Source organism: Bradyrhizobium sp. sBnM-33, from assembly GCF_032917945.1.
Classification (GTDB): domain Bacteria; phylum Pseudomonadota; class Alphaproteobacteria; order Rhizobiales; family Xanthobacteraceae; genus Bradyrhizobium.
The window spans coordinates 3,089,449-3,115,971 of record NZ_CP136624.1 but is presented as its reverse complement, the minus strand read 5'-3'; the positions used below and the strand labels follow the sequence as shown (position 1 = coordinate 3,115,971).

General features: G+C 62.9%; 28 protein-coding genes and 1 pseudogene. 18 read left to right on the top strand and 11 right to left on the bottom strand.

Going from position 1 to position 26,523, the window contains the following annotated elements:
• The first annotated feature begins 99 nt into the window (after positions 1-99).
• Positions 100-1,023 (top strand): helix-turn-helix domain-containing GNAT family N-acetyltransferase, encoded by a 924-nt coding sequence (locus tag RX328_RS14395; protein WP_213252230.1) that lies wholly within the window; start codon positions 100-102, stop codon positions 1,021-1,023.
• A gap of 117 nt (positions 1,024-1,140) precedes the next feature.
• Here RX328_RS14395 and moaB read toward each other — a convergent pair whose 3' ends face one another.
• Positions 1,141-1,704, bottom strand: coding sequence for a molybdenum cofactor biosynthesis protein B (moaB, locus tag RX328_RS14390; protein ID WP_213252229.1), 564 nt, complete (start codon positions 1,702-1,704; stop codon positions 1,141-1,143).
• A 168-nt stretch (positions 1,705-1,872) separates the two neighbouring features.
• Positions 1,873-2,805: a neutral zinc metallopeptidase gene (locus RX328_RS14385; protein ID WP_213252228.1), complete on the bottom strand. Its 933-nt coding sequence runs from the start codon at positions 2,803-2,805 to the stop codon at positions 1,873-1,875.
• A gap of 275 nt (positions 2,806-3,080) precedes the next feature.
• On the opposite strand from RX328_RS14385, the gene RX328_RS14380 reads away from it, so the two are divergent.
• Entirely contained in the window at positions 3,081-4,214 is a 1,134-nt protein-coding gene (locus RX328_RS14380; RefSeq protein WP_213252227.1) for a site-specific DNA-methyltransferase, read from the top strand.
• 15 nt (positions 4,215-4,229) lie between these two features.
• Here RX328_RS14380 and RX328_RS14375 read toward each other — a convergent pair whose 3' ends face one another.
• Entirely contained in the window at positions 4,230-5,936 is a 1,707-nt protein-coding gene (locus RX328_RS14375; protein ID WP_317258736.1) for an EF-hand domain-containing protein, read from the bottom strand.
• A gap of 449 nt (positions 5,937-6,385) precedes the next feature.
• On the opposite strand from RX328_RS14375, the gene RX328_RS14370 reads away from it, so the two are divergent.
• Together RX328_RS14370 and RX328_RS14365 are read left to right on the top strand one after the other, a co-directional pair.
• Entirely contained in the window at positions 6,386-6,712 is a 327-nt protein-coding gene (locus RX328_RS14370; RefSeq protein WP_213252225.1) for a hypothetical protein, read from the top strand.
• Between the two features lie 145 nt (positions 6,713-6,857).
• Positions 6,858-7,544: a glutathione S-transferase family protein gene (locus tag RX328_RS14365; protein WP_213252224.1), complete on the top strand. Its 687-nt coding sequence runs from the start codon at positions 6,858-6,860 to the stop codon at positions 7,542-7,544.
• A gap of 54 nt (positions 7,545-7,598) precedes the next feature.
• Here the strand turns inward: RX328_RS14365 and RX328_RS43585 are convergent, their stop codons facing one another.
• The gene (locus tag RX328_RS43585) at positions 7,599-7,730 is read right to left on the bottom strand and encodes a DUF1127 domain-containing protein (RefSeq protein ID WP_213252223.1); all 132 of its coding nucleotides are present in this window, start codon (positions 7,728-7,730) and stop codon (positions 7,599-7,601) included.
• A 97-nt stretch (positions 7,731-7,827) separates the two neighbouring features.
• Complete coding sequence (locus RX328_RS14360) at positions 7,828-8,259, bottom strand: nuclear transport factor 2 family protein (protein WP_213252222.1); 432 nt, start codon at positions 8,257-8,259, stop codon at positions 7,828-7,830.
• Positions 8,260-8,348: 89 nt separating this feature from the next.
• Between RX328_RS14360 and RX328_RS14355 the strand changes: the two genes are divergently transcribed.
• On the top strand, positions 8,349-9,281 hold the full coding sequence (locus RX328_RS14355; protein WP_213252221.1) for a LysR family transcriptional regulator: 933 nt from the start codon (positions 8,349-8,351) through the stop codon (positions 9,279-9,281).
• A gap of 12 nt (positions 9,282-9,293) precedes the next feature.
• The gene (locus RX328_RS14350) at positions 9,294-9,668 is read left to right on the top strand and encodes an immunity 8 family protein (protein ID WP_213252220.1); all 375 of its coding nucleotides are present in this window, start codon (positions 9,294-9,296) and stop codon (positions 9,666-9,668) included.
• A 110-nt stretch (positions 9,669-9,778) separates the two neighbouring features.
• On the opposite strand, the gene RX328_RS14345 is transcribed toward RX328_RS14350, so the two are convergent.
• The 3 genes from RX328_RS14345 to RX328_RS14335 all read right to left on the bottom strand — a co-directional run bounded on the left by RX328_RS14345 (position 9,779) and on the right by RX328_RS14335 (position 11,798).
• A complete protein-coding gene (locus RX328_RS14345; protein WP_213252219.1) occupies positions 9,779-10,396 on the bottom strand; it encodes a glutathione S-transferase family protein in 618 nt (205 codons plus the stop codon).
• 84 nt (positions 10,397-10,480) lie between these two features.
• The gene (locus RX328_RS14340; protein ID WP_213252218.1) at positions 10,481-10,957 is read right to left on the bottom strand and encodes a nuclear transport factor 2 family protein; all 477 of its coding nucleotides are present in this window, start codon (positions 10,955-10,957) and stop codon (positions 10,481-10,483) included.
• A complete protein-coding gene (locus tag RX328_RS14335; protein WP_213252217.1) occupies positions 10,938-11,798 on the bottom strand; it encodes a helix-turn-helix domain-containing protein in 861 nt (286 codons plus the stop codon). The genes RX328_RS14340 and RX328_RS14335 overlap by 20 nt, the downstream gene beginning before the upstream one ends.
• 116 nt (positions 11,799-11,914) lie before the next feature.
• Here RX328_RS14335 and RX328_RS14330 point away from each other — a divergent pair, with 116 nt between their 5' ends.
• Positions 11,915-12,289 (top strand): nuclear transport factor 2 family protein, encoded by a 375-nt coding sequence (locus RX328_RS14330; protein WP_213252216.1) that lies wholly within the window; start codon positions 11,915-11,917, stop codon positions 12,287-12,289.
• A gap of 88 nt (positions 12,290-12,377) precedes the next feature.
• The gene (locus RX328_RS14325) at positions 12,378-13,664 is read left to right on the top strand and encodes a flavin-dependent oxidoreductase (RefSeq protein ID WP_213252215.1); all 1,287 of its coding nucleotides are present in this window, start codon (positions 12,378-12,380) and stop codon (positions 13,662-13,664) included.
• Here the strand turns inward: RX328_RS14325 and RX328_RS14320 are convergent.
• Both RX328_RS14320 and mutY read right to left on the bottom strand, forming a co-directional pair.
• Complete coding sequence (locus tag RX328_RS14320) at positions 13,633-14,085, bottom strand: PaaI family thioesterase (protein WP_213252214.1); 453 nt, start codon at positions 14,083-14,085, stop codon at positions 13,633-13,635. The genes RX328_RS14325 and RX328_RS14320 overlap by 32 nt on opposite strands.
• A 75-nt stretch (positions 14,086-14,160) precedes the next feature.
• On the bottom strand, positions 14,161-15,255 hold the full coding sequence (gene mutY, locus RX328_RS14315) for an A/G-specific adenine glycosylase (RefSeq protein WP_213252213.1): 1,095 nt from the start codon (positions 15,253-15,255) through the stop codon (positions 14,161-14,163).
• Between the two features lie 72 nt (positions 15,256-15,327).
• Here mutY and RX328_RS14310 point away from each other — a divergent pair.
• The 10 genes and pseudogenes from RX328_RS14310 (at position 15,328) to RX328_RS14265 (ending at position 25,859) form a co-directional block, all read left to right on the top strand.
• Positions 15,328-15,613: pseudogene (locus RX328_RS14310) on the top strand (type II toxin-antitoxin system RelE/ParE family toxin).
• Positions 15,585-15,905 (top strand): HigA family addiction module antitoxin, encoded by a 321-nt coding sequence (locus RX328_RS14305; RefSeq protein ID WP_065751481.1) that lies wholly within the window; start codon positions 15,585-15,587, stop codon positions 15,903-15,905. The pseudogene RX328_RS14310 and the gene RX328_RS14305 overlap by 29 nt, the downstream one beginning before the upstream one ends.
• 31 nt (positions 15,906-15,936) lie before the next feature.
• Positions 15,937-16,416: a DUF721 domain-containing protein gene (locus RX328_RS14300; protein ID WP_213252212.1), complete on the top strand. Its 480-nt coding sequence runs from the start codon at positions 15,937-15,939 to the stop codon at positions 16,414-16,416.
• A 117-nt stretch (positions 16,417-16,533) separates the two neighbouring features.
• Positions 16,534-17,190: a DsbA family protein gene (locus RX328_RS14295; protein WP_213252211.1), complete on the top strand. Its 657-nt coding sequence runs from the start codon at positions 16,534-16,536 to the stop codon at positions 17,188-17,190.
• 226 nt (positions 17,191-17,416) lie between these two features.
• A complete protein-coding gene (smc, locus tag RX328_RS14290) occupies positions 17,417-20,881 on the top strand; it encodes a chromosome segregation protein SMC (protein WP_213252210.1) in 3,465 nt (1,154 codons plus the stop codon).
• Positions 20,882-21,014: 133 nt separating this feature from the next.
• Positions 21,015-21,995 carry a small ribosomal subunit Rsm22 family protein gene (locus RX328_RS14285; protein ID WP_213252209.1) on the top strand — a complete coding sequence of 327 codons (981 nt, stop codon included), beginning with the start codon at positions 21,015-21,017 and terminating at the stop codon, positions 21,993-21,995.
• Between the two features lie 288 nt (positions 21,996-22,283).
• Positions 22,284-22,844: a LemA family protein gene (locus tag RX328_RS14280; protein ID WP_213252208.1), complete on the top strand. Its 561-nt coding sequence runs from the start codon at positions 22,284-22,286 to the stop codon at positions 22,842-22,844.
• A 179-nt stretch (positions 22,845-23,023) separates the two neighbouring features.
• Positions 23,024-24,214 carry a M48 family metallopeptidase gene (locus tag RX328_RS14275; protein ID WP_213252207.1) on the top strand — a complete coding sequence of 397 codons (1,191 nt, stop codon included), beginning with the start codon at positions 23,024-23,026 and terminating at the stop codon, positions 24,212-24,214.
• Between the two features lie 167 nt (positions 24,215-24,381).
• Positions 24,382-25,131, top strand: a complete 750-nt coding sequence (locus tag RX328_RS14270) for a hypothetical protein (protein WP_213252206.1) — start codon at positions 24,382-24,384, stop codon at positions 25,129-25,131.
• A 59-nt stretch (positions 25,132-25,190) separates the two neighbouring features.
• On the top strand, positions 25,191-25,859 hold the full coding sequence (locus tag RX328_RS14265) for a hypothetical protein (protein WP_213252205.1): 669 nt from the start codon (positions 25,191-25,193) through the stop codon (positions 25,857-25,859).
• Between the two features lie 98 nt (positions 25,860-25,957).
• Here the strand turns inward: RX328_RS14265 and RX328_RS14260 are convergent, their stop codons facing one another.
• Entirely contained in the window at positions 25,958-26,497 is a 540-nt protein-coding gene (locus tag RX328_RS14260; RefSeq protein ID WP_057841738.1) for an adenine phosphoribosyltransferase, read from the bottom strand.
• Positions 26,498-26,523: the final 26 nt, after the last annotated feature.

Here is a 26,523-nt window from a genome sequence, read left to right as displayed (position 1 = left end):
TCACGGCCCCTTACCCCACTCGCAACCGTCTTTCGCAGCACAAAATATACTTGCCATAGTCAAATAATTATTTGACTATGGCAATTATAGAGGTGTGCGATGTCTCAATCCGGCGATCAGGTCCAGGCGGTTCGCGCCTTCAACCGCTTCTACACCCGCAAGCTCGGCCTGATCGAGCCGAAGCTCTTGCACAGCCCCTTCACGCTGCAGGAAGCGCGTATCATCTACGAGATCGCGCATCGCCCGACCTGCACCGCCACCGACCTCACCCGCGACCTCGGCCTCGATCCCGGCTTCCTGAGCCGGACCTTGCAGGCGCTGCAGCGCCGCCAGATCGTGACGCGAAAGCCGTCAAAGAATGACGGCCGCGTCAACGAACTCTCGCTGACCGCCAAAGGCCGCGCCGCCTCTGCCGAGCTCGAGCGCCGCTCGCGTGAGGAGGTCGGAAGCCTGCTCGCTTCGCTCGAAGACGGTCAGCGCGCCGCTGTCGTGCAGGCGATGAAGACGATCGAGCGGGCACTGGAAGGGCCCACGGAGAAGCCAGCCGCTTTTCTCTTGCGCAGCCATCGGCCCGGCGACATCGGCTGGGTGATCTCGAGCCAGGCAAAGGCCTATGCCGAGGAGTATGGCTGGGACATCAGCTACGAGGCACTGGTCGCCGAGATCTGCGCGCAGTTCATCAAGAACTATGACGCTTCGCGCGAGCATTGCTGGATTGCGGAAACAGGCGGCGAACCGGTCGGCTCGATCTTTCTGGTGAAGGGCAGTGATGACGTCGCAAAGCTGCGGCTGTTGCTAGTGGAGAAAAAAGCGCGCGGGCTCGGCGTCGGCCGCGCACTCGTCGAGCAATGCGTCCGCTCGGCCCGCGAGAAGGGCTACAAGAAAATGACGCTGTGGACCCAAAGCATCCTTGTCGCCGCGCGCGGCATCTATCAGGCCGCAGGCTTCCGTCGCGTCAAGGAAGAGCCGCACCACAGCTTTGGCGTCGATCTCGTCGGCGAAACCTGGGAATTGGAGTTATAACAAAGGTCGTCATCCCGGGGCGGCTCGAAGAGCCGAACTACGGTGCGCAATTGTGCACCTGAGTACTCGAGATTCCGGGTTTCGATGCTTCGCATCGCCCCGGAATGAGGGTGCATTTTACGCCGAGGCGCCTTTGGCTTTAGGCCGCCGCAGGTGCTCATCCAGCCGCGGCATGATCTCGACGAAATTGCAGGGGCGCGTGCGGTAATCGAGCTGGGCGGCGAGGATGCCGTCCCATGCATCGCGGCAGGCGCCCGGCGATCCCGGCAGGCAGAAGATGAAGGTCGCCCCCGCAACGCCGGCAGTGGCGCGGCTCTGCACTGTCGAGGTGCCGATCTTGGCATGGCTCAGCATATGGAAGGCGATGGAAAAACCATCCATCCGCTTCTCGAATAGCGGCTCGATCGCCTCCGGCGTCACGTCACGGCCGGTGAAACCGGTGCCGCCAGTGGTGATAATCGCATCGACATTGGGATCGGCGATCCAGCGCTTGATGATGATGCGGATCGCATCGACGTCGTCGACGATGATCTCGCGCGCGGCGAGATGATGGCCCGCCGCTGTCAGCCGGTCCGCCAGCGTCGCGCCGGATTTGTCGTCGGCCAGCGAGCGGGTGTCCGAGACCGTCAGCACGGCGATGTTGAGCGGCACGAATTGTTTTGTTTCGTCGATGGAGGACATTTCACTGGATCCCTCGTGTCCCGGACGCGGTGCAGCGCTCCGCAGAGCCGGGACCTATACTCAAAGAAGCGTCGCGCAACATGGCCCCCGGATCAGCAGCGCATCACCATAGCGCGTCTAAGACGCGTGAACGCGCTTATGCTGCGCAGCATCCGGGGCACGACCCGGTCACAACGCCCCCGCCGCAAACGTGTTGCAGGCCTGCACCGTGCCCTGCTGATAGCCGGTCATGAACCATTGCTTGCGCTGCGCAGCCGATCCGTGGGTGAAGCTGTCGGGCACCACCCTGCCCGTTGACTGCCGCTGTAGCGTGTCGTCGCCGATCGCGGTTGCCGTCCTCAACGCCGCGTCGATATCGCCGGGTTCGATGAAGCCTGGACGCTTCTTCTCCTCCCGGTTGACCCAGACGCCGGAAAGACAATCCGCCTGCAGCTCGACCTTCACCTGTAGTGCATTGGCTTCCGCCTTACTGCCGGCCTGCTGCTGCAGCCGCTGCACGCGCGGCAGGATGCCGAGCAGGTTCTGGATGTGATGTCCCGCCTCATGCGCGATGATGTAGGCGGCCGTGAATTTGCAGGCGCTGCCCGAACAGCCGCGGAAACGGGTTTCGACTTCGCGGAAGAAACTGGTGTCGAGGAAGATCTGTTTGTCCGGCGGGCAGTAGAATGGTCCCATAGCCGACTGCGCCATGCCGCAGCGGCCGCCATTGGTGGCGTTGCGAAACAGCACGATGCGCGGCCCGGTATAATTCTGGCCGCTGGCCTGGAAGATCTCGCTCCAGCGGTCGTCGATCTCGCCGAGAATGCCGGCGATCATGCTGCCGACTTCGTCCTTCGGCGCGCCGGTCTTGGCCGGACCCGACCTGCGATCGGTCTGGTAGGTCGGCGCCTGCCCGCCACCTGTAAGGATTTCGGCGCCGCCGATCAGAATGCGCGGATCGATGCCGAAGGCATAGCCGACAAGGCCGAGCACGATGATGGTGCCGATGCCGAGCCCGCCGCCGCCCATCGGCAGGCCAAAGCCGCCGCCGCCACCCGTTCCGCCGCCACCGTCGCGACGGTCCTCGATCTCGTCGCTGCGGCGGAAATCATCGTAACGCATGGCGCTATTTCCTCATCCCCGGCTGTTGGCGCGAATATCCAACGCGGCAATCACGTAAAATTTCCATTCCATTAATCAATAACCCGCCCGGCAAAAATTGCCTAGTGCGCAAGCCGCCGCAATCTCTGATGGCATCTCGCCGATGATCTCTTCGCATTCTGCGTCGATAACTTTCCTGGTTAAGTCGATTTTTACTTTGCCCGGTCAATGTATCGCCAGTCGGTTGTTTAGTCCCGCGTCGCCGACAGCGTCGCCTGAGTCAGAGTAATTGAGTCATGGTTGTGTCGCGTCGCGGGGCGTCTGCAAGGGCGCCCCGCACTAAATTTGAGTCTGATTCAAGCGTTCGCATCGTCGTCGGCGATTGCGTCGCCGAGATGTCAAAGCTTCCGGCAGGTTCGGTCGATCTGGTGTTCGCAGATCCCCCGTACAACCTGCAGCTCAAGGGCGATCTCAAGCGTCCCGACGAATCCCATGTCGATGCTGTTAACGACGACTGGGACAAGTTTTCGTCATTCGCCGCTTACGATGATTTCACCCGCGCCTGGCTGCTCGCCTGCCGCCGCGTCATGAAACCATCGGCAACGCTGTGGGTGATCGGCTCCTACCACAATATTTTTCGCGTCGGCGCGATCATGCAGGACCTCGGCTTCTGGGTTCTCAACGACATCGTCTGGCGCAAGACCAACCCGATGCCGAATTTTCGCGGCCGCCGCTTCACCAATGCGCACGAGACCATGATCTGGGCCGCGCGTGACGAGAAGGCCAAGGGCTATACGTTCAATTACGAAGCGCTGAAGGCCGCCAATGAGGACGTGCAGGCGCGTTCCGACTGGCTGATTCCGCTTTGCACCGGCGAAGAACGCCTGAAAGGCGCCGACGGCAAGAAAGTGCACCCGACCCAGAAGCCGGAAGGGCTGCTGGCGCGCGTGCTGCTGTCGTCCTCGAAGCCCGGCGATCTCGTGATCGACCCCTTCAACGGCACCGGCACGACAGGCGCCGTGGCAAAACGTCTCGGCCGCCGCTACATCGGCTTCGAACGCGATAAGACCTATGCGGCTGCGGCCGAAGAACGCATCGCCGCCGTCGAACCGCTGCCCGGGGCAACGCTGGCGCCGTTCATGACCGCGCGCGACGCGCCGCGCGTCGCATTCTCGGAACTGATCGAGCGCGGCATGATTCCGCCCGGCACCAGGCTGGTCGATTCCAAGAAGCGTCACGGCGCGCTGGTTCGGGCGGACGGCGCCATCATGCTCGGCGACAAGGTCGGCTCCATTCACCGCATCGGCGCGGTGGCGCAGGGCTCCGGCGCCTGCAACGGCTGGACGTTCTGGCATGTCGAAACCAAGAACGGCCTGAAGCTGATCGACGAGTTGCGCGCCGAAATCCGCTCCGGGATGGCGGCGGGGTAGTCGCTGTTGAGGCAGCTATCGACTTCGGCAGGCCGCTCCCTTGCGTTCGCCTGTCTCTTCCATGATTACACATGAGTGCGCCGGATCGCCGTCGGGATATGGCGTTCCCTTCATGATGAGGAACGTCACCGAATGCGCGCCGGCAAGCCCTGGCGGAAACCGGATCTTCTGCCGAACAATGTATTCTTCCATGCGGTTCTGGGTCACCGCACCTGTAGAAAGCAGTTGAACAAGCCCGGCTTGTGAGGGAAGTACTTCATAGGCCGCGGGCGGCACGCTGGCGACGACTGTTTTCGGATCGATATCGATCACTCCACCCGGGAAAAACCGATACATTTCATCACGCGCCCGGCTTGGTCCGGCCTGAACGATCACGTCGCTGCTATTGCCAACGATTTTGAGCGTTCCCTGACTTTTCTCGATGACGAGCGGCTGCCCCTGTGCCCGCACCGTCTCGATTTTTCCGGATGGCACGGCAAAGCTGCTGACGGAATACTTCGAGGCCACGACCTCCGGCTCTTTGCCTGTTGCGTTACGGACTGTAGCAACCGTCTGGATCGACGAACTCGAAGGGCTTTCATAAAAATAGCCCAGGCAATCGGATCGGGAGAAGAAGACGACCCGTTCCGGCGCGATGCCGGTCGCGCCGACCAGCGATAGCCGTTGCGCGTTCGCTCCCTTGGGACCGGTCCGCGAGCTACTCAACACTATTCGCTCGATTCTTTCAGTCGCCCCGCTGATTTGCCAAATCGTTGCGCTGTAGGTCGAGATGACGATGTAAAGCGGCTCAGGTCCGGGCTCGACGACGACGCGCCCGGCGTGGACGACGACATCCTGCGATCCCAGCGTCACGCTCGACAGCGCCTCGGTTTGATAGCCGCTGAACAGAACGACCCTCGCCTTGTCGGAGGCCTTCGGCATGGCGCACGCCGACCGCTCGGCCTCAACAGCTTCCTGCTTTTTTCGCGCGATTTCGGCTTGCTCGGCGAGGCGATTTTTCGCGGCCTCCGCTGCGGCGTCGCGCACCGCAGCGTCAGGCGGTTCCGGCTTGCGACGATAACCGGTCAGTTCCTGCTGCGAAATCTTGAAGTCATTGTCGGAGTCGATCTTGCGAAATAGCGCCTCGCCTGCCGCCTGATAATCGACAAGTGTGAGTTCGTACGGAGGCTGAGTGGCCAGCGTCATGGCTTGACGAACGAGAGCAGAAAGGCCGCCTTGTCCGGCTGCGCGCCGCCTGCTGGGCTCGCCGTACATGCCGGCTTCCGAAAAGCTTACCTTCCCGTCTTTGTCGGTATCCAGCGCCATGACCGATCGTATGTAGTTTTCGATCTGCTCCTCCGCGTCGGCTGCCTGCTTTTTTCCTGCTGAGTTCGACGCGGCGAGAGCAACTTGCCCCCTCCGGTCGTACCTCGTCGTCCGACGGATTTCGTCTTCGGTCACCGCGCCGTCACCATCGAGATCCAGACGCATGATGGAGTTCAACGCTATTGTCCGGGCCTGGATCGCTTCCATCAATGTATGAAGATCGATGTCACGCTGCGTCAGCTTGCCGTCGGTATCGGCGTCGAGGTGGAAGAAATGGGCGCGCAGTTCGTAGAGATAGGGGCCAAACTCCGACCCGCTCGGCAGGCGCGAGAGCAGTAACTGCTCTCCGGGCGGCACAATGTATTGCTGCGGCGCGGATTGCTGTGACAGGACCGCATTGGAGCCGCCCAGCAACATTAGAAACGCAACAACGCCTGCACGACAGGCAAGCGACACGGAGCATTCGAAGAAGGGCATATCGCCTCCAGGTTGCATACCCTTATAGACCCCAGGAGGGATTGAAAAAAGATTACTTCCTTGCCCCCCGATTATGACAACCTGAATAGAAGTTTGGCCGGGATCGAAATATCGAATGGCGGCGCAGGGAAGCCGAAATCCGCTCCGGGATGGCGGCGGGACAACTCTTTCCCCGCCGCGACGAGCCTGATAACGCACTCCGGCGTGCACATGGCCACCGATGCTGCCACGGCGGCCATGCCGCGAAATGCACTTCCGCCCGCCCCCTGTGCAGCTTCCGTGATCCGGCGGCATGGCAGCCGTGCCATGTACGCCGGTGGCAACGCACCTTTTCGCTCCTATTTGACCGGTAAGTGCTAATGTTCATTTGACCACAAGAGATTGCTCCCATGCGCACGCGAGGCTCCGAGTCGTTCATCGTGCTGCCACTTCTGCCGATCTTCCTGATCGGCTTGTTTCCAATACTGCTGTTGAGTTTGCTAGGCCCCGCCGGACTGATCATCCTCGGCATCCTGGTCGCCAGCGCTGGCTTGACCGACATTCTTGACGCCAGCGGCACCTTCAGTGAGCAAATCATCGTGCACGGCTATGCGCGAGGATCGGAGCGCACAGGGCAACGAACGGCGCTGCGTTCGGAAATTCGCTTTGCGTTGGTGATGATTGCTTCCGGTGCCGCCCTTGCGGTCGCCGGCATAGGCGGCCTGATCGTATCGTAAGGCCCGGTTTTTCGTGAGGCTGCCTCTCACGAATTCGTCGCTTGCGCACCCCGCAAAAATTGAGCATGGACGTGCCGCCCGGCAGCGATGCCGCCGCGTGCCGCAATAAATTGTCCTGGCAAGAAGCAATGGAGGAAAATTTTAAATGCTCAAATTCTACTTCAACGGATCGCCCAACCCGACCAAGGTCGCCCTCTTCCTGGAGGAAGCCGGCCTCGCCTACCAGCCGATCGCCGTCGACACCCGCAAGGGCGACCAGTTCAAGCCGGAATATCTCGCCATCAATCCGAACGCCAAGGTGCCCGCGATCGACGACGACGGCGTCAAGGTGTTCGACAGCAACGCCATCCTGCTTTATCTGGCGGAAAAGACCGGCAAGTTTCTCCCCGCGAATACGCCGGCCAACCGTGGCGAATTGCTGTCATGGCTGATGTTCGTCGCCACGGGCGTCGGCCCGTATTCCGGCCAAGCCGTCCACTTCAAGCACTTTGCGCCGGAGAAGATCGACTACGCCCATAACCGGTACCAGTTCGAGGCGCAGCGGCACTTCGGCATTCTCAACGATCATCTGGCCAACCGCCGCTACATGGTCGGCGACACCTATACCATCGTCGACATGGACGTCTGGGGCTGGGCCCGCATGATGCCCTTCGTGATGGGCGAGGATGCGGTCGCAAAGTATCCCAACGTCAAGCGGCTGGTCGACGAGATCATCGCCCGGCCTGCGGCGGCCAAGGCGATCGCGCTGAAGGATAACTTCAAGTTCAAGGCCGAGATGGACGACGAGGCCCGCAGCAACATGTTCAAGCACATGGCGGTCAAGGCCGCCTGATCAGACTCATCCGGCAAAACGGCGCCCACAAGGGCGCCGTTTTCGTTTCGGTCTTCATCTTTGCCAGAACGGCTTGGCCACCTCATTGGCAACTTCCGCCCAGCACGTGCCGATATCCTGCAACTCGCGCCCGCTCATCGCGGCCAATTGATGCCGTGTGCGGCTGCGCTTCCGCCAGGTGCGCACAAGCGCGAGCGCGCTTGCCGCGACGGCAAAGGCTCCGGACTTTGGCGGGCCAGGTCGTCGATGCGGCCTGCTCTCCGCGCAAACACTGCTCAATCGCTTAAACCACTGCGGCGAGTTTTCGTTCTGCCGGAAACGGCCCGAGCACACGCTCGACCAGCGCGGAGTCGCAGTATTCCTTGATCTCCTTGATCTTGCCGTCCTCGATGCGCCAGACCATGCAGTATTGATTGTCGTATCGAACCCCGTCCTTGGTGACGTTATCGCCGCGTGCTTCGACCACGACGTAATCACCTTCCGCGATGAAGTTGAACGCCACCGTGCGCGGGCGTACCGCGAAGAACGAGCGGAAATGGCCCATCAGTCCGCTATTGATCGCCTCACGCCCCTTGAACTCGTGTGACCACGAATATTGCCCGGTGACGATCCAGGTCGCGTCCTCGGCAAGGTTATCGAGAAATGTCGTCCCGCTCCGGTTGGCGGAATCCGTATAGACCTGCTGCACTAGTTTCTTGTTCGCTGCTGCGCTCATCGCGGCTTCTCCTTTGATCCGATGTCGGGATCATCGCGCGCCGCGCAGCATTCTTCCAATCAATAGAGAATATGATATATATTCATTCTATGAATTTGAATTCGCTTGACCTCAATCTGCTGGTGGCGCTCGACGCGCTCTTGAGCGAAGCCAGCGTCAGCCGCGCCGCGATGCGGATCGGGCTGTCGCAACCGGCGGCGAGCCACGCGCTGCAGCGGCTGCGCGACCTGATCGGCGATCCGCTGCTGGTTCGAACCGGCAGCCGCATGGAGCTGACGCCGCGCGCGCAAGCCTTACGCGCGCCTCTCGCGCAGGCGCTCGACCAGGTGCGCTCGCTGTTCGTCGCCGATGAGTTCGATGCCGCGAGGAGCGAGCGCCAGTTTCGCCTGATGATGCCCGATCTCGCCGTCGAGCTTCTGATGCCGCCGCTGATGGAAAAAATAACGAAAGTCGCGCCGAACGTCCGGATCGACGTGGTGCCATGGCGGGGTCCTGCGATCTTCACCGCGGAGTTCGCCCGCACTATCGATCTCGTGATCTCGATCGGAAACGCCTTCACCGGCTTCCACCGGCAACGGCTCTATACCGACAGCGATGCTCTAGCGGTTCGGCGCGGTCATCCCGCCGGCGCGCGGCTGAAGCGGATCGAGGCCTTTCTCGACGCGCGCCATGTCGCGGTCGTGATCCGCGGCCAAAGCGAGGACCTGATCGACATGTGGTTGCGCCCCAAGGGCATCGAACGGCGGATCGCGCTGGTCGTGCCCGGCTATCTCGAGGCGCTTCATGTCGCCGCGCGCTCCGATCTCGTCGCCTTCGTGCCGCGCCGCCTGATCGGCGCGCTGTCCAGGCAATTGTCGCTAGCAACCGTCGCGCCACCGCTCGATCCCGGGATCGACGAGCAGTTCATGTTCTACCCAACCCGGGTCCAGATGGACCCCGGCTCGATCTGGCTGCGCAATATCATGCTCGGCATCGGGCGCGAGATGCAGCGCGGCAATCGGTCTACACCGCGATCAGCGTAGTGGAAAAACAAGATGCGAGCTGAATTGAAATCCCTGTTCAGTCCCGATGCAGATCCCTTGAAGGATTTCGCGCCGACCGGACAATTCGGGATCTTAGTTATGGCAATGATCGGACCTGCTGGCCAACAAGGTCACGAGTCATTCGATTTCATGCTCTGCACACCCGAATGGTTTGCTTCCAACATCCGCGAAGACTTCAAAATGGGACGGCATTACCTGTTCGTTCGAGACTTCGATTACACGCAGTTGGAAAGATTCATTCGGGAATATTGTGAAAGCTGCGGTGAAGCCCCGACCTGGAGTGCTTTGGCAGAAAAGTTGGCTCGTCTCGGAAAATGGGAATTTGAAGACTACGGTCCCTACCGGGCGCCACCACCCGCGTGGTAGCGTAGCGTGGGCAAAGCGAAGCGTGCCCACCATCCTCATTGATGATTTGGGGATACATGGTGGGCACGGCGCAAACGCGCCTTGCCCACCCTACGAGCTGACATATGATCTCAAGTCTTCTCCTCGGCCAGCACCGTTGCTACCGCCGGCCGCTCTTCCATCCGCTTGCGATGCGCGACGACCTTCGGAAGCTTGGATAGATCGACGCTGTCGCCCTCCAGCCAGCCCGAGATGGTGTAGAGATAGGGATCGCAGATCGTGTATTGCTCGCCCATCACCCAGGGTCCCCTGAGCATGTCGCGCTCGATCAGGGTAAAGCATGCCGTCATCGTCTCCGGTACCTTGCGCTTCATGTCGGCGAACGAGGTCTCCTCGGTCGCCCAGCGCGCCCCGCGCATCTTGTGGGCGTGTGCGACATGCACAGTGGAACAGAGATAGCTGTTGATCGACTGCACCTGCGCGAAAGCAAACGGATCCTGCGGCACTAGGTTCGCGTTCGGAAAGCTCTGCGCAATGAACGCAAGGATCGCCGGCGTCTCGGTCAGCACCCCACTTTCCGTCACCAGGGCGGGCACCCGGCCCTTGGGGTTGATCTTGAGGTAATCCGGACTGTTCTGCTGGTTGTTCTTGAAATTCAGCCGTTCGGCGGTGTAGGGCGCGCCGACCTCTTCCAGCGCGATATGCGATGCGAGTGCGCAGGTGCCGGGGGCGTAGTAGAGCTTGAACATGGCGGTCCTCACGGAGAAAGCCGGAACGTTAACTGCATGCCCTTGCGCCGTCCACCCCAGTAGGTGGAGACCCCCTTTTGGCGCTTAGCTCACCCGCGGCTGCAGCTTACCCTCGATATAAACGCTGACGATCGTGTCGTCAGCGGGATAATGCTCGGGCGCCACCGCCGTGAGCTGGGCCTGAATGCATTTCCACGCGCCGTTCTCGAACAGATATGTGTCGCTATAGGTGGTCATCCCCGTCACTTCATTGCCATCGCGGCGGCGGGTGTGCTTGTTGGTGGAACGCACAAGCGCCACGTCTCCCACGACCGTGATGAGTTCATCCCGGACGTCCCAATAGACGATGACCTTAGGGTCAAAGGCCGTCGCCCAATATTTGAGATAGGTCGCACGATCCCATCGCTGGCCTGTCGGCCAGATATTGATGAAGCAGGGATGCAGAATGGCGTCGTGCGAAGGCACGTCGCAGGTGACGAAATTATGGATGAAGCGGGCGTTCAATGCGCGCAGTTCCTCCATTGTCGCGACCGATTGATGATCACGCAGGGCATATTGCATTTCTATCTCCTGGAACTTGAAGGGCCATCTGGCGCGCCTTCTCGGCGGTCGCATTGTCAGCCGGAAAGAAGCATTCGATCTTGATCTGCTGCAGCGCCGCGTCCGTCGGCATGGCCAGCGTCGTGAAGGTCGAAAAGAAAGCCAGGCGATAGTCGCCCTTGGCGAGTTGCATCGTCATGACCGGTGAAGCCGCCTGCGGATGACGCGGCAGCCGCCATTCGGCGGACAGCCCGGGATAGGCCATGATTTCATCAAGCAGTTGCGCCGCGGGCCGGCTGCCTTGCGCGACGTCGCGATGCAGGATCTGGATCAACTGCCGCGCGAACTCGTCCCAGTTCAGCATGAACTGCCGCAGGCCCTTGGGATGAAAAACGACGTGCATGGCATTGTCCGCAAGGGAGTTTTCCATTTCGTACGAATCGCGAAACGGCTTGAGCAGGCGCGCTGAGGCCTGATTGCGGATGCGAACGTCCCAGTGCCCGTCGATCACGATCCCCGGATAGGGCTCCTGCTGTCGCAGAATGAAATCCAGCGCCTGCCGCACCGGCTGCAGATTTTCGGCCGCCAGACCCTTGTCGCCATAGGGCGGCACAAAGCCCGCCGCGACATGCAGGGCATTCCGCTCCTCGAGCGGCAGGTCGAGCGCGCTGCCGAGCAACTGCACCATCTCGCGGCTCGGCTGCGAGCGGCCGGTCTCCAGAAAGCACAGATGCCGGGCGGACACGTTGGCGTCGGCCGCCAGTTCGATCTGGGTCAGCCGGCGAACGCTTCGCCAGTGCTTCAACAGGCGGCTGAAATGTCCAGCCGGGATTTCGTGCGAGTTCGTGCCTGGAGCGCCCATGCCGGACAATCTAGACCATCGCCTCAGAACGGCAATTACCTCGGATGTAAGTGACCAGCCCGGCAAATTGCTTGCAGAGTAAGACCCCTAGAGACCGAAGTTCGTGGGGAGCATCGATGGACAAGAACGCAATCGAGAAGGTCCTGACGCAGTATATGGCGGCGTGGAACGAGCCGGACGATACGGCCAGACACGCCTTGCTCGAGCAATGCTGGAGCGACGGTGGCGTCTATCTCGATCCGAACGTCTCCCTGGCCGGACGTGACACGTTGGCGACGAAGATCGGTGAGGTGCTGGCCAGCCGGCCCGGCGCGCGGCTGGAGTTCATGAGCGGCATCGATATCCATCACGACATGGTTCGCTTCCTCTGGCGCCTGGTGCGCGCGGACGGAACCTATGGCGATATTTCAATCGACTTCGGCGAGATCGGTCGCGACGGTCGGCTGGTCAAGATCGTCGGGTTCTTCGGCCCGGCCCCTCCTCTCCCGTAAGCTACCGGGACTGCGTCTGCCGGGACCTTCGCAGTTGCCCCCTGCAGCCCCTCATGCCATGACGCCCGGGAAGCAACAGGGGCGTACCATGACTGTTCTCATCGCAGGCGGCGGCATCGGCGGGCTGACGCTGGCGCTCAGCCTGCACCAGATCGGCGTCGCGGCCAAAGTATTTGAAAGCGTGCCCGAACTGCGGCCGCTCGGCGTCGGCATCAATGTGCTGCCACATGCGGTGCGCGAGCTGATCGAACTCGGCCTGCATGATGTGCTTGATGCCGCCGCTGTCCGCACCAAGGAACTCGCGTATTTCTCCAAGCACGGCAAGCCGATCTGGAGTGAGCCGCGCGGCATCGAGGCCGGTTACAAATGGCCGCAATTCTCGATTCACCGCGGCACGCTGCAGCAGATTTTGCTCGACGCCGCGATCGAGCGGCTGGGAAGAGCGAACATCCTGACCAGCCACCACCTCTCCGGCTGGACCGAAACGGAGAATGGCGTTCGCGCCGAATTCATCGACAAGGCGACCGGCAAATCGAAAGGCGCTCACGACGGCGCGCTATTGATCGCGGCCGACGGCATCCATTCGGCGGTCCGGGAAAAGCTCTATCCCAACGAAGGCCCGCCGATCTGGAATGGACGCATCCTGTGGCGCGGCATCACCGACAGCGACGCCTTCCTGTCGGGCCGCACCATGATTATGGCCGGCCACGAGATCCTGAAATTCGTCTGCTATCCGATTTCGAAGCAGGCCGACAGCGCCGGCAAATTCAGGATCAACTGGGTGGCCGAGCGGCACATGCCGCCGACCTATCAGTGGCGGCGTGAGGACTATAACCGCACCGCAAAACTCGAAGAATTTCTGCCCTGGTTCAAGGACTGGAAGTTCGACTGGCTCGACGTACCCGGCCTGATCGAGAACTGCCCGCACGCCTACGAATATCCGCTGGTCGATCGCGATCCGATCCCGCAATGGACGTTCGGCCGGGTCACGCTGATGGGCGACGCCGCGCACCCGATGTACCCGATCGGTTCCAACGGTGCCTCGCAGGCAATTCTGGACGCGCGCGTCATCACCCGCGAAATCCTTGCGCACGGCCCGACCAATGCTGCGCTCGTGGCTTATGAAGCGGAACGCCGCCCGGCAACGACCGACCTCGTGATGCTCAACCGCCGCAACGGCCCCGAGCAGGTGATGCAGATGGTCGAGGAACGCGCGCCGAACGGCTATAACGTCGTAACCGATGTGCTCTCACTGCAAGAGCTGGAAGACATCGCCGCCAACTACAAGCGCGTTGCCGGCTTCCAGGTCGAGGGGCTCAACGCCAAACCGCCGATCGTTCAGGTTATGCGGGAATCGCCGCGGGCTGCGATCTAGCCGAGGCAATCGCCTTCGCCGTCTCGACGAGCCGCGCGCTGGTTGTGGCCGTCGCCAGCACGGTGCCATCCTCGGCCATCAGCCGTCCCTCCACGAATGCGACGGTCTTGCCGAGCTGCGTGACTTTGGCCTCGCCGACAATCGTCCCTGGCCTAGCCGGCGCCAGAAAGTTTACGGTCATGGTGATGGTTGCCGTGTAGAGTCTTCCCTCGGTCATGGCGAACACCGCAGGCCCCATCGTGTCGTCGAGCATCGCCGAGAGAATGCCGCCCTGCACGAAACCGGCCGGGTTACAGAAATCCCGCTTGCCGTCGAAACCGATGCGGATCCAGCCGTCGTTCGGACGTGCGTCGAGCAGGCGCCAGCCGAGCAGTTTGGAAGACGGCGGTAGGTTAAGATTATCGAGAGCAGTCGCGATCATTGGAACCTCCGTGAGGCTCCTTCCTAACGCAGCCCTACTGCCAGCATGGTGTCAGCAGCGGGAAGCCTCGCATCTTCAAATGTCCAGCCCGTGCGCGATGACCTTGCGCATCACGTTGGGCAACGCCTCGTCGGCGAGCGTTGCAATCGGCACCCAGCGCATGCCCGCCGGCGCCCGCGTGCGCGCGGCTACATCAGCGGTATAGATCACAAGCTCCAGCGGAAAATGCGTGAACACGTGGGTGACCACGCCGGCCTTGCGGTGCCAGCGCGTCACGCTCTTGAGTTCGGGCGCCTGGTTGAGCGCCGCCCCATCGTCCTGCCCGGCGAGCCAGTCCGAAACAGGTACTTCGGTCATGCCGCCGAGCAGACCCTTTTCCGCCCGAGTGCGAACGAGGAGTTCATCGCCGCGCGTGACGATGAAGGCGGCCCCGCGGCGCAGCGTTCCCGCCTTCTTCGGCGCCTTGCGCGGAAACGTCTCCTGATCGCCGCGCAGGCGAGCGGCGCAATCATCATTCAAGGGGCACAGCGCGCAGGCCGGCTTCTTCGGCGTGCAGATCGAGGCGCCGAGGTCCATCAAGGCTTGCGCGCTGTCGCCGGCACGCGAGGGACCCAGCAGCGTCAACGCCAGTTCCTGAATGCGCGGCTTGGCCTGCTGTAATGGCTCCTCGACCGCGTAAAGCCGCGACACGACCCGCTCGATATTGCCGTCGACCGGCATGGTTCTGATATCGAAGGCGATCGCCGCGATCGCCTTTGCCGTGTAAGGCCCGATCCCCGGCAATCGGCGCAGGCCTTCCTCGGTATCTGGAAACACCCCGCCATGGTCGCGCAGTACGGCGACCGCACAGGCATGCAGATTGCGCGCCCGCGAGTAATAGCCGAGCCCCGCCCACATCCGCAGCACGTCATCCAGCGAGGCGCTGCCGAGCGCAGCGACATCGGGCCAGCGCGCCAGAAATTTCTCGAAATACGGCCCGACCGTTTTGACACCGGTCTGCTGCAGCATGATTTCCGACAGCCAGACCCGGTATGGATCGGCCCGCTCGCCCGCTGCCGCCCGCCACGGCAAGCGACGGCGATGACGGTCGTACCAGTCGAGCAGCAGCGCGGGGCGAGAGGCGCTGTGTTCTGTGGCAGTCTGTTGCTTGCGGGCGGCGAGTGCGGGCACACCCCACCTTAAGATCGGATTCGGGCCATGACCAGAGTTTACAAGCTATAACGCAGAGCGTTATAGCCGGACATGATTCAAAGCTTCGCCGATCCGGAAGCAGGAGTTGATCTGGTCCGGCCGGCGGAGCCGAAGACTTCCGGCCGATATTCAGAATGTCGCGCTGAGGAAGCTTCGTCTTTTGAACCAGGCTCGGGTACTCACCGATTTGCGTGTTCCCCCTGGCAATAGGCTTGAAGCTTTGAAGACAAACCGGCACGGCCAGCATTCGATCCGGATCAATGACCAGTGGCGGATATGCTTTGTCTGGCATGAAGGAGGACCGACGCATGTCGAAATCGTCGACTACCACGACTAGGAGCGGGTTGCTTCAAAACCCGCATCCTGGCGAGATCCTACTGGAAGAGTTCCTCAAGCCGATGGGGCTCAGTCAGAACGGACTGGCGCGCGCAGTTCACGTCGCGCCGCGTCGAATCAACGAGATCGTATTGGGCAAGCGGGATATTACTGCCGACACCGACCTGCGGCTGGCGCGCTATTTCGGTTTGTCGGAAGGATTTTTCCTCGGCTTACAGATGGACTACGACCTGATGCAGCGGCGGCGTGAAATCGACCGCGATCTGAAGGCGATTCGTCCGCGCGCGGCGTGACCGCGGCAGTTACCTCGGATAGAGTCGCCGCATGTCCAAACCCGGCCCGATCTCGGCGAAACCGCTTTCCGTCCTGCTCAGCGACGTCTTTTCGGACGCCTATGCCAGGCAGGGTTTTGCCGCCCGCGAGCTGGTGACGCGCTGGGCCGAGATCGCCGGGCCCGAGATCGCCGCCCATTCCGAGCCGCTCAAGATGCAATGGCCGCGGCCGGTGGAAGGGCAGCCGCAGGAACCGGCAACCCTGGTGCTGCGGGTGGAAGGCCCGATGGCGCTGGAGATCCAGCATTCGTCCGACGTGATCCTGCAACGGGTCAACCGCTTTTTCGGGTGGAGCGCGGTCGGCCGGCTGGCGCTGCGGCAGGCGCCGCTGTCGCGCCGAAACCGCCCTGCGCCGCCCCGCGCGCCGGACCCGAAGTCTGTCGCGAAAGTGGCCGAAACCCTGTCCGCCGTAGAGGATGAGGAACTGCGCGCCGCGCTGGCGCGGCTCGGCGCCTCGATCAAGCGAAATTGAGCCCGCAGCGCGGCGCGACCGCCACAACCCGCCATTGCCACAACTGGCGTTTCAAGCTAGCGAAGGCTTCTTTTTCGCAGTTCTTTCGGGCGTGAACGCGCCATTCGGGAGCAGACGTTGATGATCACGCGCCGCGCCTTCACCGCCGCCCTATCGCTGACCGGGCTGACTGCCCTCGCCGGCTTCTCGCCGCTGCGGCTGATCACGGATGCGATGGCGCAGGGCCCTGCCGACGTCGCCAAGCCGCAGTCGCTGCCCGACATGGCGCTTGGCCCGGCCAACGCTACGGTCACCATTACGGAATACGCGTCGATGACCTGCCCGCACTGCGCGGCCTTTGCCGAAAAGGTATTCCCGAAGATCAAGTCTGAATTCATCGACAGCGGCAAGATCCGTTACGTGTTCCGCGAATTTCCGCTCGACATCAAGGCGGCCGCAGGCTCGATGCTGGCCCGCTGCATCGCCAAGGACGACGCCCCGAAATACTTCGCCGTGATCGACTTGCTGTTCAAGCAGCAGAACGACTGGGTGATGAAGAACACCACGGAGACTCTGAGCCGGATCGGCAGGCAGGCCGGCCTTACACAGACCCAGGTCGAGGATTGCCTGAAGGATCAGGCGCTGCTCGACAAGATCGCCGCCGACCAGAAATATGCCGCCGAGGTGCTGAAGGTGCAGTCGACGCCGACCTTCTTCATCAACGGCGAGATGATCAAGGGCGAACAGAGCTTCGAGGAGTTCTCGAAGCGCATCAACGCGATGCTGAAAAGCTGATTCGCGCGGCCGGATTCATTCGCGCTCATAAGTCCAGCAAAAGGCGCCCCACAAGCGCCTCAAATCCCTTGGGAAAAGCCCCGCGGGGGCGTTGCCCTCCGGCCTCGGCCTCGCCATTGTCGCGGCTCATAAGCGCCGCAACGGGCGGCTCATCCACACTGACATTGCCTTCCATGGTACTGTCACGGCAGGGAGATTCGCGCCCGGCCAACAGAGATTTGTGTTCATGAAACTTACGCGCCTCCGCCTCCACGGTTTCAAGTCGTTCGTCGAACCCACTGACTTCATGATCGAACCCGGCCTCACCGGCGTGGTCGGACCGAACGGCTGCGGCAAATCGAATTTGGTAGAAGCCTTGCGCTGGGCGATGGGCGAAACCTCGCACAAATCGCTGCGCGCCGCCGACATGGATGCGGTGATCTTCGCCGGCTCCGGCAACCGTCCGGCGCGCAACCACGCCGAAGTTACCATGACGATCGACAATGCCGATCGCACGGCGCCGGCCGCGGTCAATGACAGCCAGGTGCTGGAAATCTCCCGCCGCATCGAGCGCGAGGCCGGCTCGGTCTATCGCATCAACGGCCGCGACGTGCGCGCCCGCGACGTGCAGATCCTGTTTGCCGACGCCGCCACCGGCGCGCGGTCGCCGGCGCTGGTTCACCAGGGCAAGATCGGCGAGATCATTCAGGCCAAGCCCGAGCAGCGCCGCCGCGTGCTGGAAGACGCCGCCGGCGTCGCTGGCCTTCATGCCCGCCGCCACGAGGCCGAGTTGCGGCTGAGGGCGGCCGAAACCAACCTCACCCGCGTCGAGGACGTCATCGGGCAACTCTCCGGCCAGATCGACGGGCTGAAGAAGCAGGCGCGGCAGGCGATCCGGTTCCGCGAAGTTGCGGCCAAGGTGCGCAAGGCTGAGGCCACGCTGTTCCACCTCCGCTGGCTCGAGGCCAATGCCGACGTCGCGGAGGCCGCGCATACGCACGACATCAATGTGCGCGAGATGGCCGAGCGCACCCGCGAGCAGGCCGAGGCCGCCCGCATCCAGGCGATCCGCGCCTCCGAACTGCCAGCGTTGCGCGAAGGCGAAGCCCGCGCCGCGGCGGGACTGCAGCGCCTCACCAACGCCCGCGAACAGCTCGATCGCGAGGAAGAGCGCGCCAAGGAGCGTGTCGCCGAGCTCGACCGGCGGCTGAATCAGTTTGCCGCCGACATCGCGCGCGAACAGCAGCAGACATCGGACGCCGAGGTCGCACTGCAGCGCCTCGACACCGAGGACGCCGAGCTGAAGGAAGAGATCAAGTCACGCGTCGAAAAGCGCTCCGGTGTCGACGAGCGCGTGTCGGAAGCGGAAGCGACACTGGCTGCCGCCGAGCGCATGTTCGGCGAACTGACCACGGCGCTCGCCGACCTCACCGCCAAGCGCAACCAGCTAGAGGCCGGCGTGCGCACCCATCGCGACCGGCTGGCCCGGCTCGACCAGGAAATCGCCACCGTCCAGGCCGACGAGGAAAAGCTCGCGCAGGAGACCGGCAATCTCGGCGACCTCGACGCGCTCACCGCCGCCATGGAGACCGCGCAGGAAACCCTGGCCGTATCCGAAGCGGCAGCGCAAGCTAGCGAAACCGGCCACATCGCCGCGCGGCAGACGCTCGAGGCTTCCCGCGCCCCGCTCACCGAGGCCGAAAAGCGCGTGCAGCGGCTCGAGACCGAAGCGCGCACGATTTCAAAACTGGTCAATGTCGAGACCAAGAATCTGTGGCCGCCGATCATCGACGGCGTCACCGTCGCCAAGGGCTATGAGAAGGCGCTCGGCGCCGTCCTCGGCGACGACCTTGACGCGCCCGTCGATCCCTCCGCGCCGATGCGCTGGACCAATGCCGGTGCAAGCTTCGACGATCCGGCCCTGCCGGACGGTGTGGAGGCGTTGGCTGCGCATGTCGAGGCGCCCGCCGAACTGGCGCGCCGTCTCGCGCAAATCGGAGTCGTGCCGAAGGAGCGTGGCGCGGAGTTCGTTTCGCAATTGAAGACCGGCCAGCGGCTGGTCTCGCTGGAAGGCGACGTCTGGCGCTGGGACGGCTTTGTCGCCGCCGCGCATGCGCCGACCGGCGCCGCTCGGCGTCTCGCCGAACGCGCCCGCCTGGTCGATATCGAACATGAGCTGGAACAGGCCCGCACTGATGCCGCCGCCAAGCGGCAGGCGCTGGAAGGCGCCGAGGCGGAACTGAAGATGGCATCCGCCGCCGAAACCGCCGCCCGCGAGGCCTGGCGGGCCGCGCAGCGCGAGGCCGATGCGGCGCGCGAACGCCATGCCGCGACCGAGCGCGAGATCAATCGCCACGCCGCGCGCAAATCCGCGCTGACCGAAGCCCATACCCGCCTTGCCGCCGATCGCAGCGAGGCCGAGGCCGCGCATGAGAGCGCCACTGCCGCGCTGACCGAACTGCCGCCGACGGATGAGACGGAAGCGAAACTTAGCGCCGTTCGCACCGAGATCGACGGACACCGCCGCTTTGCCGCGCAGGTGCGGGCCGAAGCCCAGGCGCTGGCGCGCGAAGCAGAGCTGGCCGACAAGCGCGTGCAGGCGATCACGGCCGAACGCACCGAATGGCAGAACCGCAAGCAGAGCTCGGCCTCGCAGGTCGCCACCGTCGAGGCGCGCATCACCGAAGTGACCGCCGAGCGCGCCGAGCTTGAGAATGCGCCGGCTCTGTTTGCCGAAAAGCGCCGCGCGCTGATCAACGAAATCGAATCGGCCGAAGGCGCCCGCCGCGTCGCCGCGGACGCACTGGCCGCCGCTGAAAGCCTGATGGCGGAAACCGACCGCGAAGCCAAAGCCTCGCTCGAAGCGCTCTCCTCTGCCCGCGAAGCCTGCGGCCGCGCCGAGGAACGCATGGAAGGCACCAAGCGCCGGCTTGCCGACATCGAGCGCGAAATCCACGACATGCTCGAAGTCGAGCCGCATGCGGTAGCAGGGCTCGCCGAGATCGAGCCCGGCGCGGAACTACCGCCGCTTGGCGAGATCGAGGAAAGCCTCGAAAAGCTGCGCCGCGACCGCGAGCGCCTTGGCGCCGTCAATCTGCGCGCCGAGGAAGAGCTGCGCGAAGTCGAGACCCAGCACACGGCGCTGACTACCGAGCGCGACGATCTGGTCGAAGCCATCAAGCGGCTGCGACAGGGCATCCAGAGTCTTAACAAGGAAGCCCGCGAGCGGCTGTTGACCTCATTCGAGACCGTCAACGAGCACTTCAAGCGGCTGTTCGTCGAATTGTTCGGCGGCGGCGAAGCGGCGCTTCATCTGATCGAGAGCGACGATCCGCTGGAAGCCGGCCTCGAAATCATCGCCAAACCGCCCGGCAAGAAGCCGCAGACGCTGTCGCTGCTTTCGGGTGGCGAGCAGGCGCTGACGGCGCTGGCGCTGATCTTCGCGGTGTTCCTCACCAACCCGTCGCCGATCTGCGTGCTGGACGAAGTCGACGCGCCGCTCGACGACCACAATGTGGAGCGGTTCTGCAACCTGCTGCACGAAATGACCTCGTCGACGGAAACCCGCTTCATCATCATCACGCACAACCCGATCACGATGGCGCGGATGAACCGGCTGTTCGGCGTTACCATGGCCGAACGCGGCGTCTCGCAACTGGTCTCGGTCGGCCTCGACGACGCCGTGAAGATTTTGGATCAGGACGTGGCGTGAGGGGCGCTGCCTCACCCTGTTGACGTCATCATCCGCGAAGGCGGATGATCCAGGTACGCCGTGCTGTCTGTGGAACCTTCAACCGTCTCGGCGTACTGGATGCCCCGCCTTCGCGGGGCATGACGGCAGATAGATGACTTCACCCGACCTACCCGCCGAACTGAAGGCGGCCCTCGACGGCAAGTTGCGCGGCTTCTCGCGCAACGAGGCCGCCGGCCGCGCCGCATCGATCTCTCAGGTCTACCGCAGCGGCGGCGGCTCCACCACCATCCGCTCAGAGACCGACGCGCTCGCCTATGCGCTGGCGCGGATGCCCGCAACCTATGCCGCGGTCATCGCAAGCCTGAACGCGCTCATTGAGATCAGGCCGGACTTCACACCTAGCAGCTTGCTCGATATCGGCGCCGGGCCGGGCACGGCTACATGGGGCGCGGCCGAAGCATTTCCGTCACTCAAGGATTTCACGCTGCTGGACGCCAACGACGCGCTGCGCACGCTGGCGCTGGACCTTGCCCGCGACAGCACCCGGCTGCGCGGCATCGCTTACGAACGTGGCGAAGCCCGCGCCGCGCTTGCCAAAGCGGATACGGCAGACCTTGTTGTGGCGAGCTACATGATCGGCGAGCTCGGCGAAGCCGAGCAACGCGCGCTCGCCGAACTGTTGTGGCAGAAGACCCACGACACGCTGCTCGTGGTCGAACCCGGCACGCCCGCCGGTTATGCCCGGATGATTGCGCTGCGCGCGCACCTGATCGCGCTGGGCGGACATGTCGCCGCCCCCTGCCCGCACGACGACAAATGCCCGCTACAAGCACCGGACTGGTGCCATTTCACCCAGCGTCTGCAGCGGTCGCGCGCGCACAAGCAGGTCAAGGGCGCGGAGCTGCCGTACGAGGACGAGAAATTCGCCTATGTGGCGCTGACGCGCGCGCCGGTTGACGATCGGCGATTTTCCCGCGTGCTGGCGCAACCGATCATCAGCAAGATCGAAATAACCGCCAAGCTCTGCACGCCGGAAGGTCTCTCCTTTACGAAAGTGCCTCGCCGCGCCAAGGCGGATTATGCCCGTGCGCGCCGCTGGCGGTGGGGCGATCCGGTGAGAGAAGAAAGCTGATCTGGATATCGGTCTCGTGCCCCGGATGCTGCGCAGCGCGCCGCACTTGCGGCGTGGTGCGCTGCTGATCCGGGGCCCATCTCTACCGGCGCGGTGGGTCCCGGCTCTGCGATGCACCGTCAAAGAGACGCTGCACCGCGTCCGGGCCACGCAAACCGACACAAATCCGGCCTTGAACTTATCCCGCCCCACTTCCGACTAAAGCCATGCCCACTTCGCAGGCGGGCTGCCGCGCGCCCGGTTTTTCGTCTAGTTTCCCCGTCTTTTCGTCCCACAGGAGTTGTCTGCATGTCGACCGGCTGGATCGTTCTCGGCGTCATCGTCATCATCGTGCTGTTTGCGTTCGCTGCGTATAACCGCCTGGTCGCGCTCAGCCAGCGCGTCGGCCAGGCCTTTGCCGACATCGACGTGCAGCTCAAGCAGCGCCACGACCTGATCCCGAACCTGGTCGAGACCGTGAAGGGCTACGCTTCGCACGAGCGCGGCACGCTCGACGACGTTATCAAGGCGCGCAATTCCGCGATGTCGGCGCAGGGGCCGGCGCAAGTCTCCGCGGCAGAGAACCAGTTGAGCGGCGCGCTCGGTCGCCTGATCGCGTTGTCGGAGGCCTATCCGGACCTCAAGGCCAACGCCAACTTCCAGCAACTCGCCAGCGAGCTCTCTGACCTCGAAAACAAGATCGCGGCCAGCCGCCGCTTCTTCAACAACGCGGTCCAGGAATACAACACCGGCATCCAGCAGCTTCCCGCCGCGTTGTTCGCCGGCATGTTCGGCTTCACCCGCAAGGAATTCTTCGACCTCGGCGCCAGCCGCACCGAAGTCGAGACGGTGCCGAGCGTGAAGTTCTAGCGAGAATGGCACCTCGCCTTCCCCGTCATTCCGGGGCGATGCAAAGCATCGAACTACGATGTGCAATTGCACATCGGAGAAGCTCCTCTCCCCAAGGAATCTCGAGATTCCACAATGTGCAATTGCACATTGGGGTTCACGCCGTTGGCGTGCCCCGGAATGACGAGGGATAGCCCATCATGGTCGCGTATGGTCTCTACACGCATATCGCATCGAACAAGTTTCGTTCGATGCTGATGCTCGCCGGCCTGTTTCTATTGATCTACGTGCTGGTCTTTGCCGGCGCGCTGGTTGCGGAAGTGGTGCTCAACGGCGGTGCTTCACTCAACCATTATCTGACGCATGCCTCACGCGACCTGATCGCAGCCTTCCCCTACGCCACGATTATCGCCGCGCTGTGGATCGTGATCGCCTATTTTTTCCACCAGAACATGATCGACGCCGTGACCGGCGGCGCGAGCGTGACGCGGCAGCAACAGCCGCGGCTCTATAATCTGCTGGAAAACCTTTGCATCTCGCGCGGGATCCCGATGCCGAAACTGAAGGTAATGGACAGCCCGGCGCTGAACGCCTTCGCCACCGGCCTCAACCGGCGGCAATATTCCATTACGGTGACGTCGGGCCTTCTGCAGGCGCTCAACGACCAGGAGATCGAGGCCGTGCTCGGCCACGAGCTCACGCATATCCGCAATGGCGACGTGCAGTTGATGGTAGTCGCCGTCATCATCGCCGGCGTGGTCGGCTTTTTCGGCGAATTGTTCTTTCGCATGTTCACCAACCTGTCGTGGAATTCGAGCGGCAGGGACTGGTCGTCATCGTCTTCGTCATCATCGTCCTCTTCATCGTCGTCCGATCGCGGCAAGGGGGGCGGCGGCGCGATCATCGCCATCATCATTGCGGTGGTGCTGATCCTGCTGGCCTGGCTGTTGTCGCAGGTCGTCAAGCTGGCGCTATCGCGGTCGCGCGAACTGTTGGCCGACGCCGGCTCGGTCGAACTGACCAAGAACCCCGACGCCATGATCACGGCGCTGCGCAAGATCGAAAATCGCGGCGAACTGCCCGGCGCGACGTCTGCAGTCATGGAGCTCTGTGTCGACAATCCGCGCGAAGGCTTTGCCGATCTGTTCGCGACCCATCCGTCGGTGGATGCGCGCATCAAGGCGCTGGTGCAGTTTGCCGGCGGCCGTGATCCCGGCCCGCTCGCCCTCCCGACGGATCCGGCGGATGAAAGCGATGAGCCGGAGGAATCGCCCGCGGAGCAACTCCAACCGCCGGTTCCCCGCGGCGCGTGGAGCGACGCCGGCGAGCCCGCCGGCGTTCCGGGCGCGCGCCCCGGCTGCCTGGACGGCCCTTCGGGCCCGCACCGCTAAACGGCTGTCCCGCCGACGCGCCGGATTAACGAATTCCGTGCGGAATAATGGCGACGGCCGTCTAATGAATTGAATTCTCCCTTGTTTCTGCCATGTTCGCGCCCAAAGCAGGGAATGGGGCATGCCGGCCGCTCCCGCGGTCGGAACTGCTGTTTCAAGGGAATTCCATGGCAAAGCCAGTCGTGATTGTGGTGGGCGCCGATAAGGGCGGGGTCGGGAAGACGACCGTGTCGCGGACGCTCCTGGACTATTTCAGCGCCAACAACGTGCCGACCCGGGCATTCGACACCGAATCGCCGCGCGGCACCCTGAAGCGCTTCCACCCTGACATCACCGAGATCGTCGACATGACGACGACATCGGATCAGATGAAGATCTTCGATACGCTGAGTGCCGGGCCTTCGGTGACCGTAATCGACGTCCGCGCCGGACTGCTGTCGCCGGCACTGGCTTCGCTCCGCGACATCGGCTTTCTCGATGCGGCGAAGGCGGGACAGATCACCTTCTCCGTGTTCCATATACTGGGCCCCTCGATCGCCTCGCTGGACGAAATCGCCGAGACCGCGAACTTCATGCAGGGCGCCAAATATTACCTGGTGAAGAACTTCATCAACGACACCCAGTTCTTCCAGTGGGACCAGTCGACCTACAATTCCTATTTCCACCGCATCAAGGACGCCACCGAACTCACGATCCCCAAGCTCAATGAAATGGCCTACGAGCAGGTCGAGGTCTCCTCGGTGCCGTTCCTCAAATTCGTCGCCAACAAGGGCAAGGACGACGAGGCCGCGAACTACTCGTTCGTGCTGCGCGGCTATGTCCGGCACTGGCTCGCCAACGTCTGGAGCGAGTTCGACCGCATCAAGCTGACCGATCTCGTCGGCGCCAAGCCTGGCGTGCGCGGCGGCGAAAAATAGTCGGATAGCCGCCGCGACGGGGCTGGATTAGGCGGAAAATTCCTTTGATATAGCGGGTGATGAGCTCCACGCCTGTCTACGTCATCTGCTCGCCCCGGCCGCTGGTCGGGAAGACGCTGCTCGCGCGTCTGTTGAGCGAGTTCCTGCTGCTGAAGGATGGGACGGTATCTTCCTTCGACATCAACTTGAAGGAACCATCGCTGCTCGAGTATCTGCCGCGCATCACCGAGACGGCCGACGTGATGGACACCTATGGCAAGATGCAGCTCATGGATCGCCTGATCGTCAACGACGGTATCGCCAAGGTGGTCGACCTCGGCTTTCATGCGTTCGACGAGTTCTTCAAGATGATTAACGAGATCGGTTTCCTCAAAGAGGCCACGCGGCGTGGCGTCGCGCCGATCATCCTGTTCGTGGCCGATACCGACCGCGTTTCCGCGCGCGCCTATTCGACGTTACGGGAGCAGATTCCGCTGAAGGCGCTGATTACGGTCGACAACGAGTACGTGGTGCGTGGCGAACTGCCCGAGGCGATGGGTTTGGGGCGGGTGCTGCGCATATCGGCGCTGCCCTCGTTCCTGAAGACCTATATCGACCGCCTGACCTTTTCCTTTACCGACTATTTGCGCAACGAGCGGGATACGTCAACCGAGCTGCATCAGTGGATCCGCAGGAACTACACCGGTTTTCGCGAGCTCGAGTTCAGCCTGCTCCCGCAGCGGCAGTGAGGTCCGCGGCACGACCGGAATTTTCACCCGGGTAATACTGACGCACGCCGCAAAGCGGCGCGCTGCGCAGCATCCGGGGAACGGCCACCTGTCGGATATCAATGCCCCTCGAACGCCATCAGCGTACGCACGGGCACTTCCATCGCGCGCAGCTTGGCGGCGCCGCCGAGATCGGGCAGATCGATGATGAAGCAGGCCGCGACCACGTTGGCGCCGATCTGGCGCAGCAATTTCACCGCGCCTTCCGCGGTGCCGCCGGTGGCGATGAGATCATCGACCAGGATGACGCGCTCGCCGGGATGGACCGCGTCGGCATGCATTTCCATTTCATCGAGGCCGTATTCCAGCGAGTAGGCGATCCGCACGGTGGTATGCGGCAGCTTGCCTTTTTTCCGGATCGGCACAAAGCCGGCGGAAACCTGATGCGCGACCGCGCCGCCGAGGATGAATCCCCTCGCCTCGATGCCGGCGACCTTGTCGATCTTCAATCCAGCCCACGGCTGCACCAGCTCATCGACGGCACGACGAAAGGCGCGCGCGTCTGCCAGCAGGGTCGTGATGTCGCGAAACAGAATGCCCTTTTTCGGGTAGTCCGGAATGGTGCGGACGGTGGCCTTGATGTCGTGATCGAATGTCATTGGTTTTTCTCAACCCCTCGTTTGTT

Bases quoted from the DNA above. Each gene is read 5' to 3' on its own strand.
- RX328_RS14395 (WP_213252230.1), top strand. From the start codon at position 100: ATGTCTCAATCCGGCGATCAGGTCCAGGCGGTTCGCGCCTTCAACCGC.
- moaB (WP_213252229.1), bottom strand. From the start codon at position 1,704: ATGTCCTCCATCGACGAAACAAAACAATTCGTGCCGCTCAACATCGCC.
- RX328_RS14385 (WP_213252228.1), bottom strand. From the start codon at position 2,805: ATGCGTTACGATGATTTCCGCCGCAGCGACGAGATCGAGGACCGTCGC.
- RX328_RS14380 (WP_213252227.1), top strand. From the start codon at position 3,081: ATGGTTGTGTCGCGTCGCGGGGCGTCTGCAAGGGCGCCCCGCACTAAA.
- RX328_RS14375 (WP_317258736.1), bottom strand. From the start codon at position 5,936: ATGTTGCTGGGCGGCTCCAATGCGGTCCTGTCACAGCAATCCGCGCCG.
- RX328_RS14370 (WP_213252225.1), top strand. From the start codon at position 6,386: ATGCGCACGCGAGGCTCCGAGTCGTTCATCGTGCTGCCACTTCTGCCG.
- RX328_RS14365 (WP_213252224.1), top strand. From the start codon at position 6,858: ATGCTCAAATTCTACTTCAACGGATCGCCCAACCCGACCAAGGTCGCC.
- RX328_RS14360 (WP_213252222.1), bottom strand. From the start codon at position 8,259: ATGAGCGCAGCAGCGAACAAGAAACTAGTGCAGCAGGTCTATACGGAT.
- RX328_RS14355 (WP_213252221.1), top strand. From the start codon at position 8,349: ATGAATTTGAATTCGCTTGACCTCAATCTGCTGGTGGCGCTCGACGCG.
- RX328_RS14350 (WP_213252220.1), top strand. From the start codon at position 9,294: ATGCGAGCTGAATTGAAATCCCTGTTCAGTCCCGATGCAGATCCCTTG.
- RX328_RS14345 (WP_213252219.1), bottom strand. From the start codon at position 10,396: ATGTTCAAGCTCTACTACGCCCCCGGCACCTGCGCACTCGCATCGCAT.
- RX328_RS14340 (WP_213252218.1), bottom strand. From the start codon at position 10,957: ATGCAATATGCCCTGCGTGATCATCAATCGGTCGCGACAATGGAGGAA.
- RX328_RS14335 (WP_213252217.1), bottom strand. From the start codon at position 11,798: ATGGGCGCTCCAGGCACGAACTCGCACGAAATCCCGGCTGGACATTTC.
- RX328_RS14330 (WP_213252216.1), top strand. From the start codon at position 11,915: ATGGACAAGAACGCAATCGAGAAGGTCCTGACGCAGTATATGGCGGCG.
- RX328_RS14325 (WP_213252215.1), top strand. From the start codon at position 12,378: ATGACTGTTCTCATCGCAGGCGGCGGCATCGGCGGGCTGACGCTGGCG.
- RX328_RS14320 (WP_213252214.1), bottom strand. From the start codon at position 14,085: ATGATCGCGACTGCTCTCGATAATCTTAACCTACCGCCGTCTTCCAAA.
- RX328_RS14305 (WP_065751481.1), top strand. From the start codon at position 15,585: ATGTCGAAATCGTCGACTACCACGACTAGGAGCGGGTTGCTTCAAAAC.
- RX328_RS14300 (WP_213252212.1), top strand. From the start codon at position 15,937: ATGTCCAAACCCGGCCCGATCTCGGCGAAACCGCTTTCCGTCCTGCTC.
- smc (WP_213252210.1), top strand. From the start codon at position 17,417: ATGAAACTTACGCGCCTCCGCCTCCACGGTTTCAAGTCGTTCGTCGAA.
- RX328_RS14285 (WP_213252209.1), top strand. From the start codon at position 21,015: ATGACTTCACCCGACCTACCCGCCGAACTGAAGGCGGCCCTCGACGGC.
- RX328_RS14280 (WP_213252208.1), top strand. From the start codon at position 22,284: ATGTCGACCGGCTGGATCGTTCTCGGCGTCATCGTCATCATCGTGCTG.
- RX328_RS14275 (WP_213252207.1), top strand. From the start codon at position 23,024: ATGGTCGCGTATGGTCTCTACACGCATATCGCATCGAACAAGTTTCGT.
- RX328_RS14270 (WP_213252206.1), top strand. From the start codon at position 24,382: ATGGCAAAGCCAGTCGTGATTGTGGTGGGCGCCGATAAGGGCGGGGTC.
- RX328_RS14265 (WP_213252205.1), top strand. From the start codon at position 25,191: ATGAGCTCCACGCCTGTCTACGTCATCTGCTCGCCCCGGCCGCTGGTC.
- RX328_RS14260 (WP_057841738.1), bottom strand. From the start codon at position 26,497: ATGACATTCGATCACGACATCAAGGCCACCGTCCGCACCATTCCGGAC.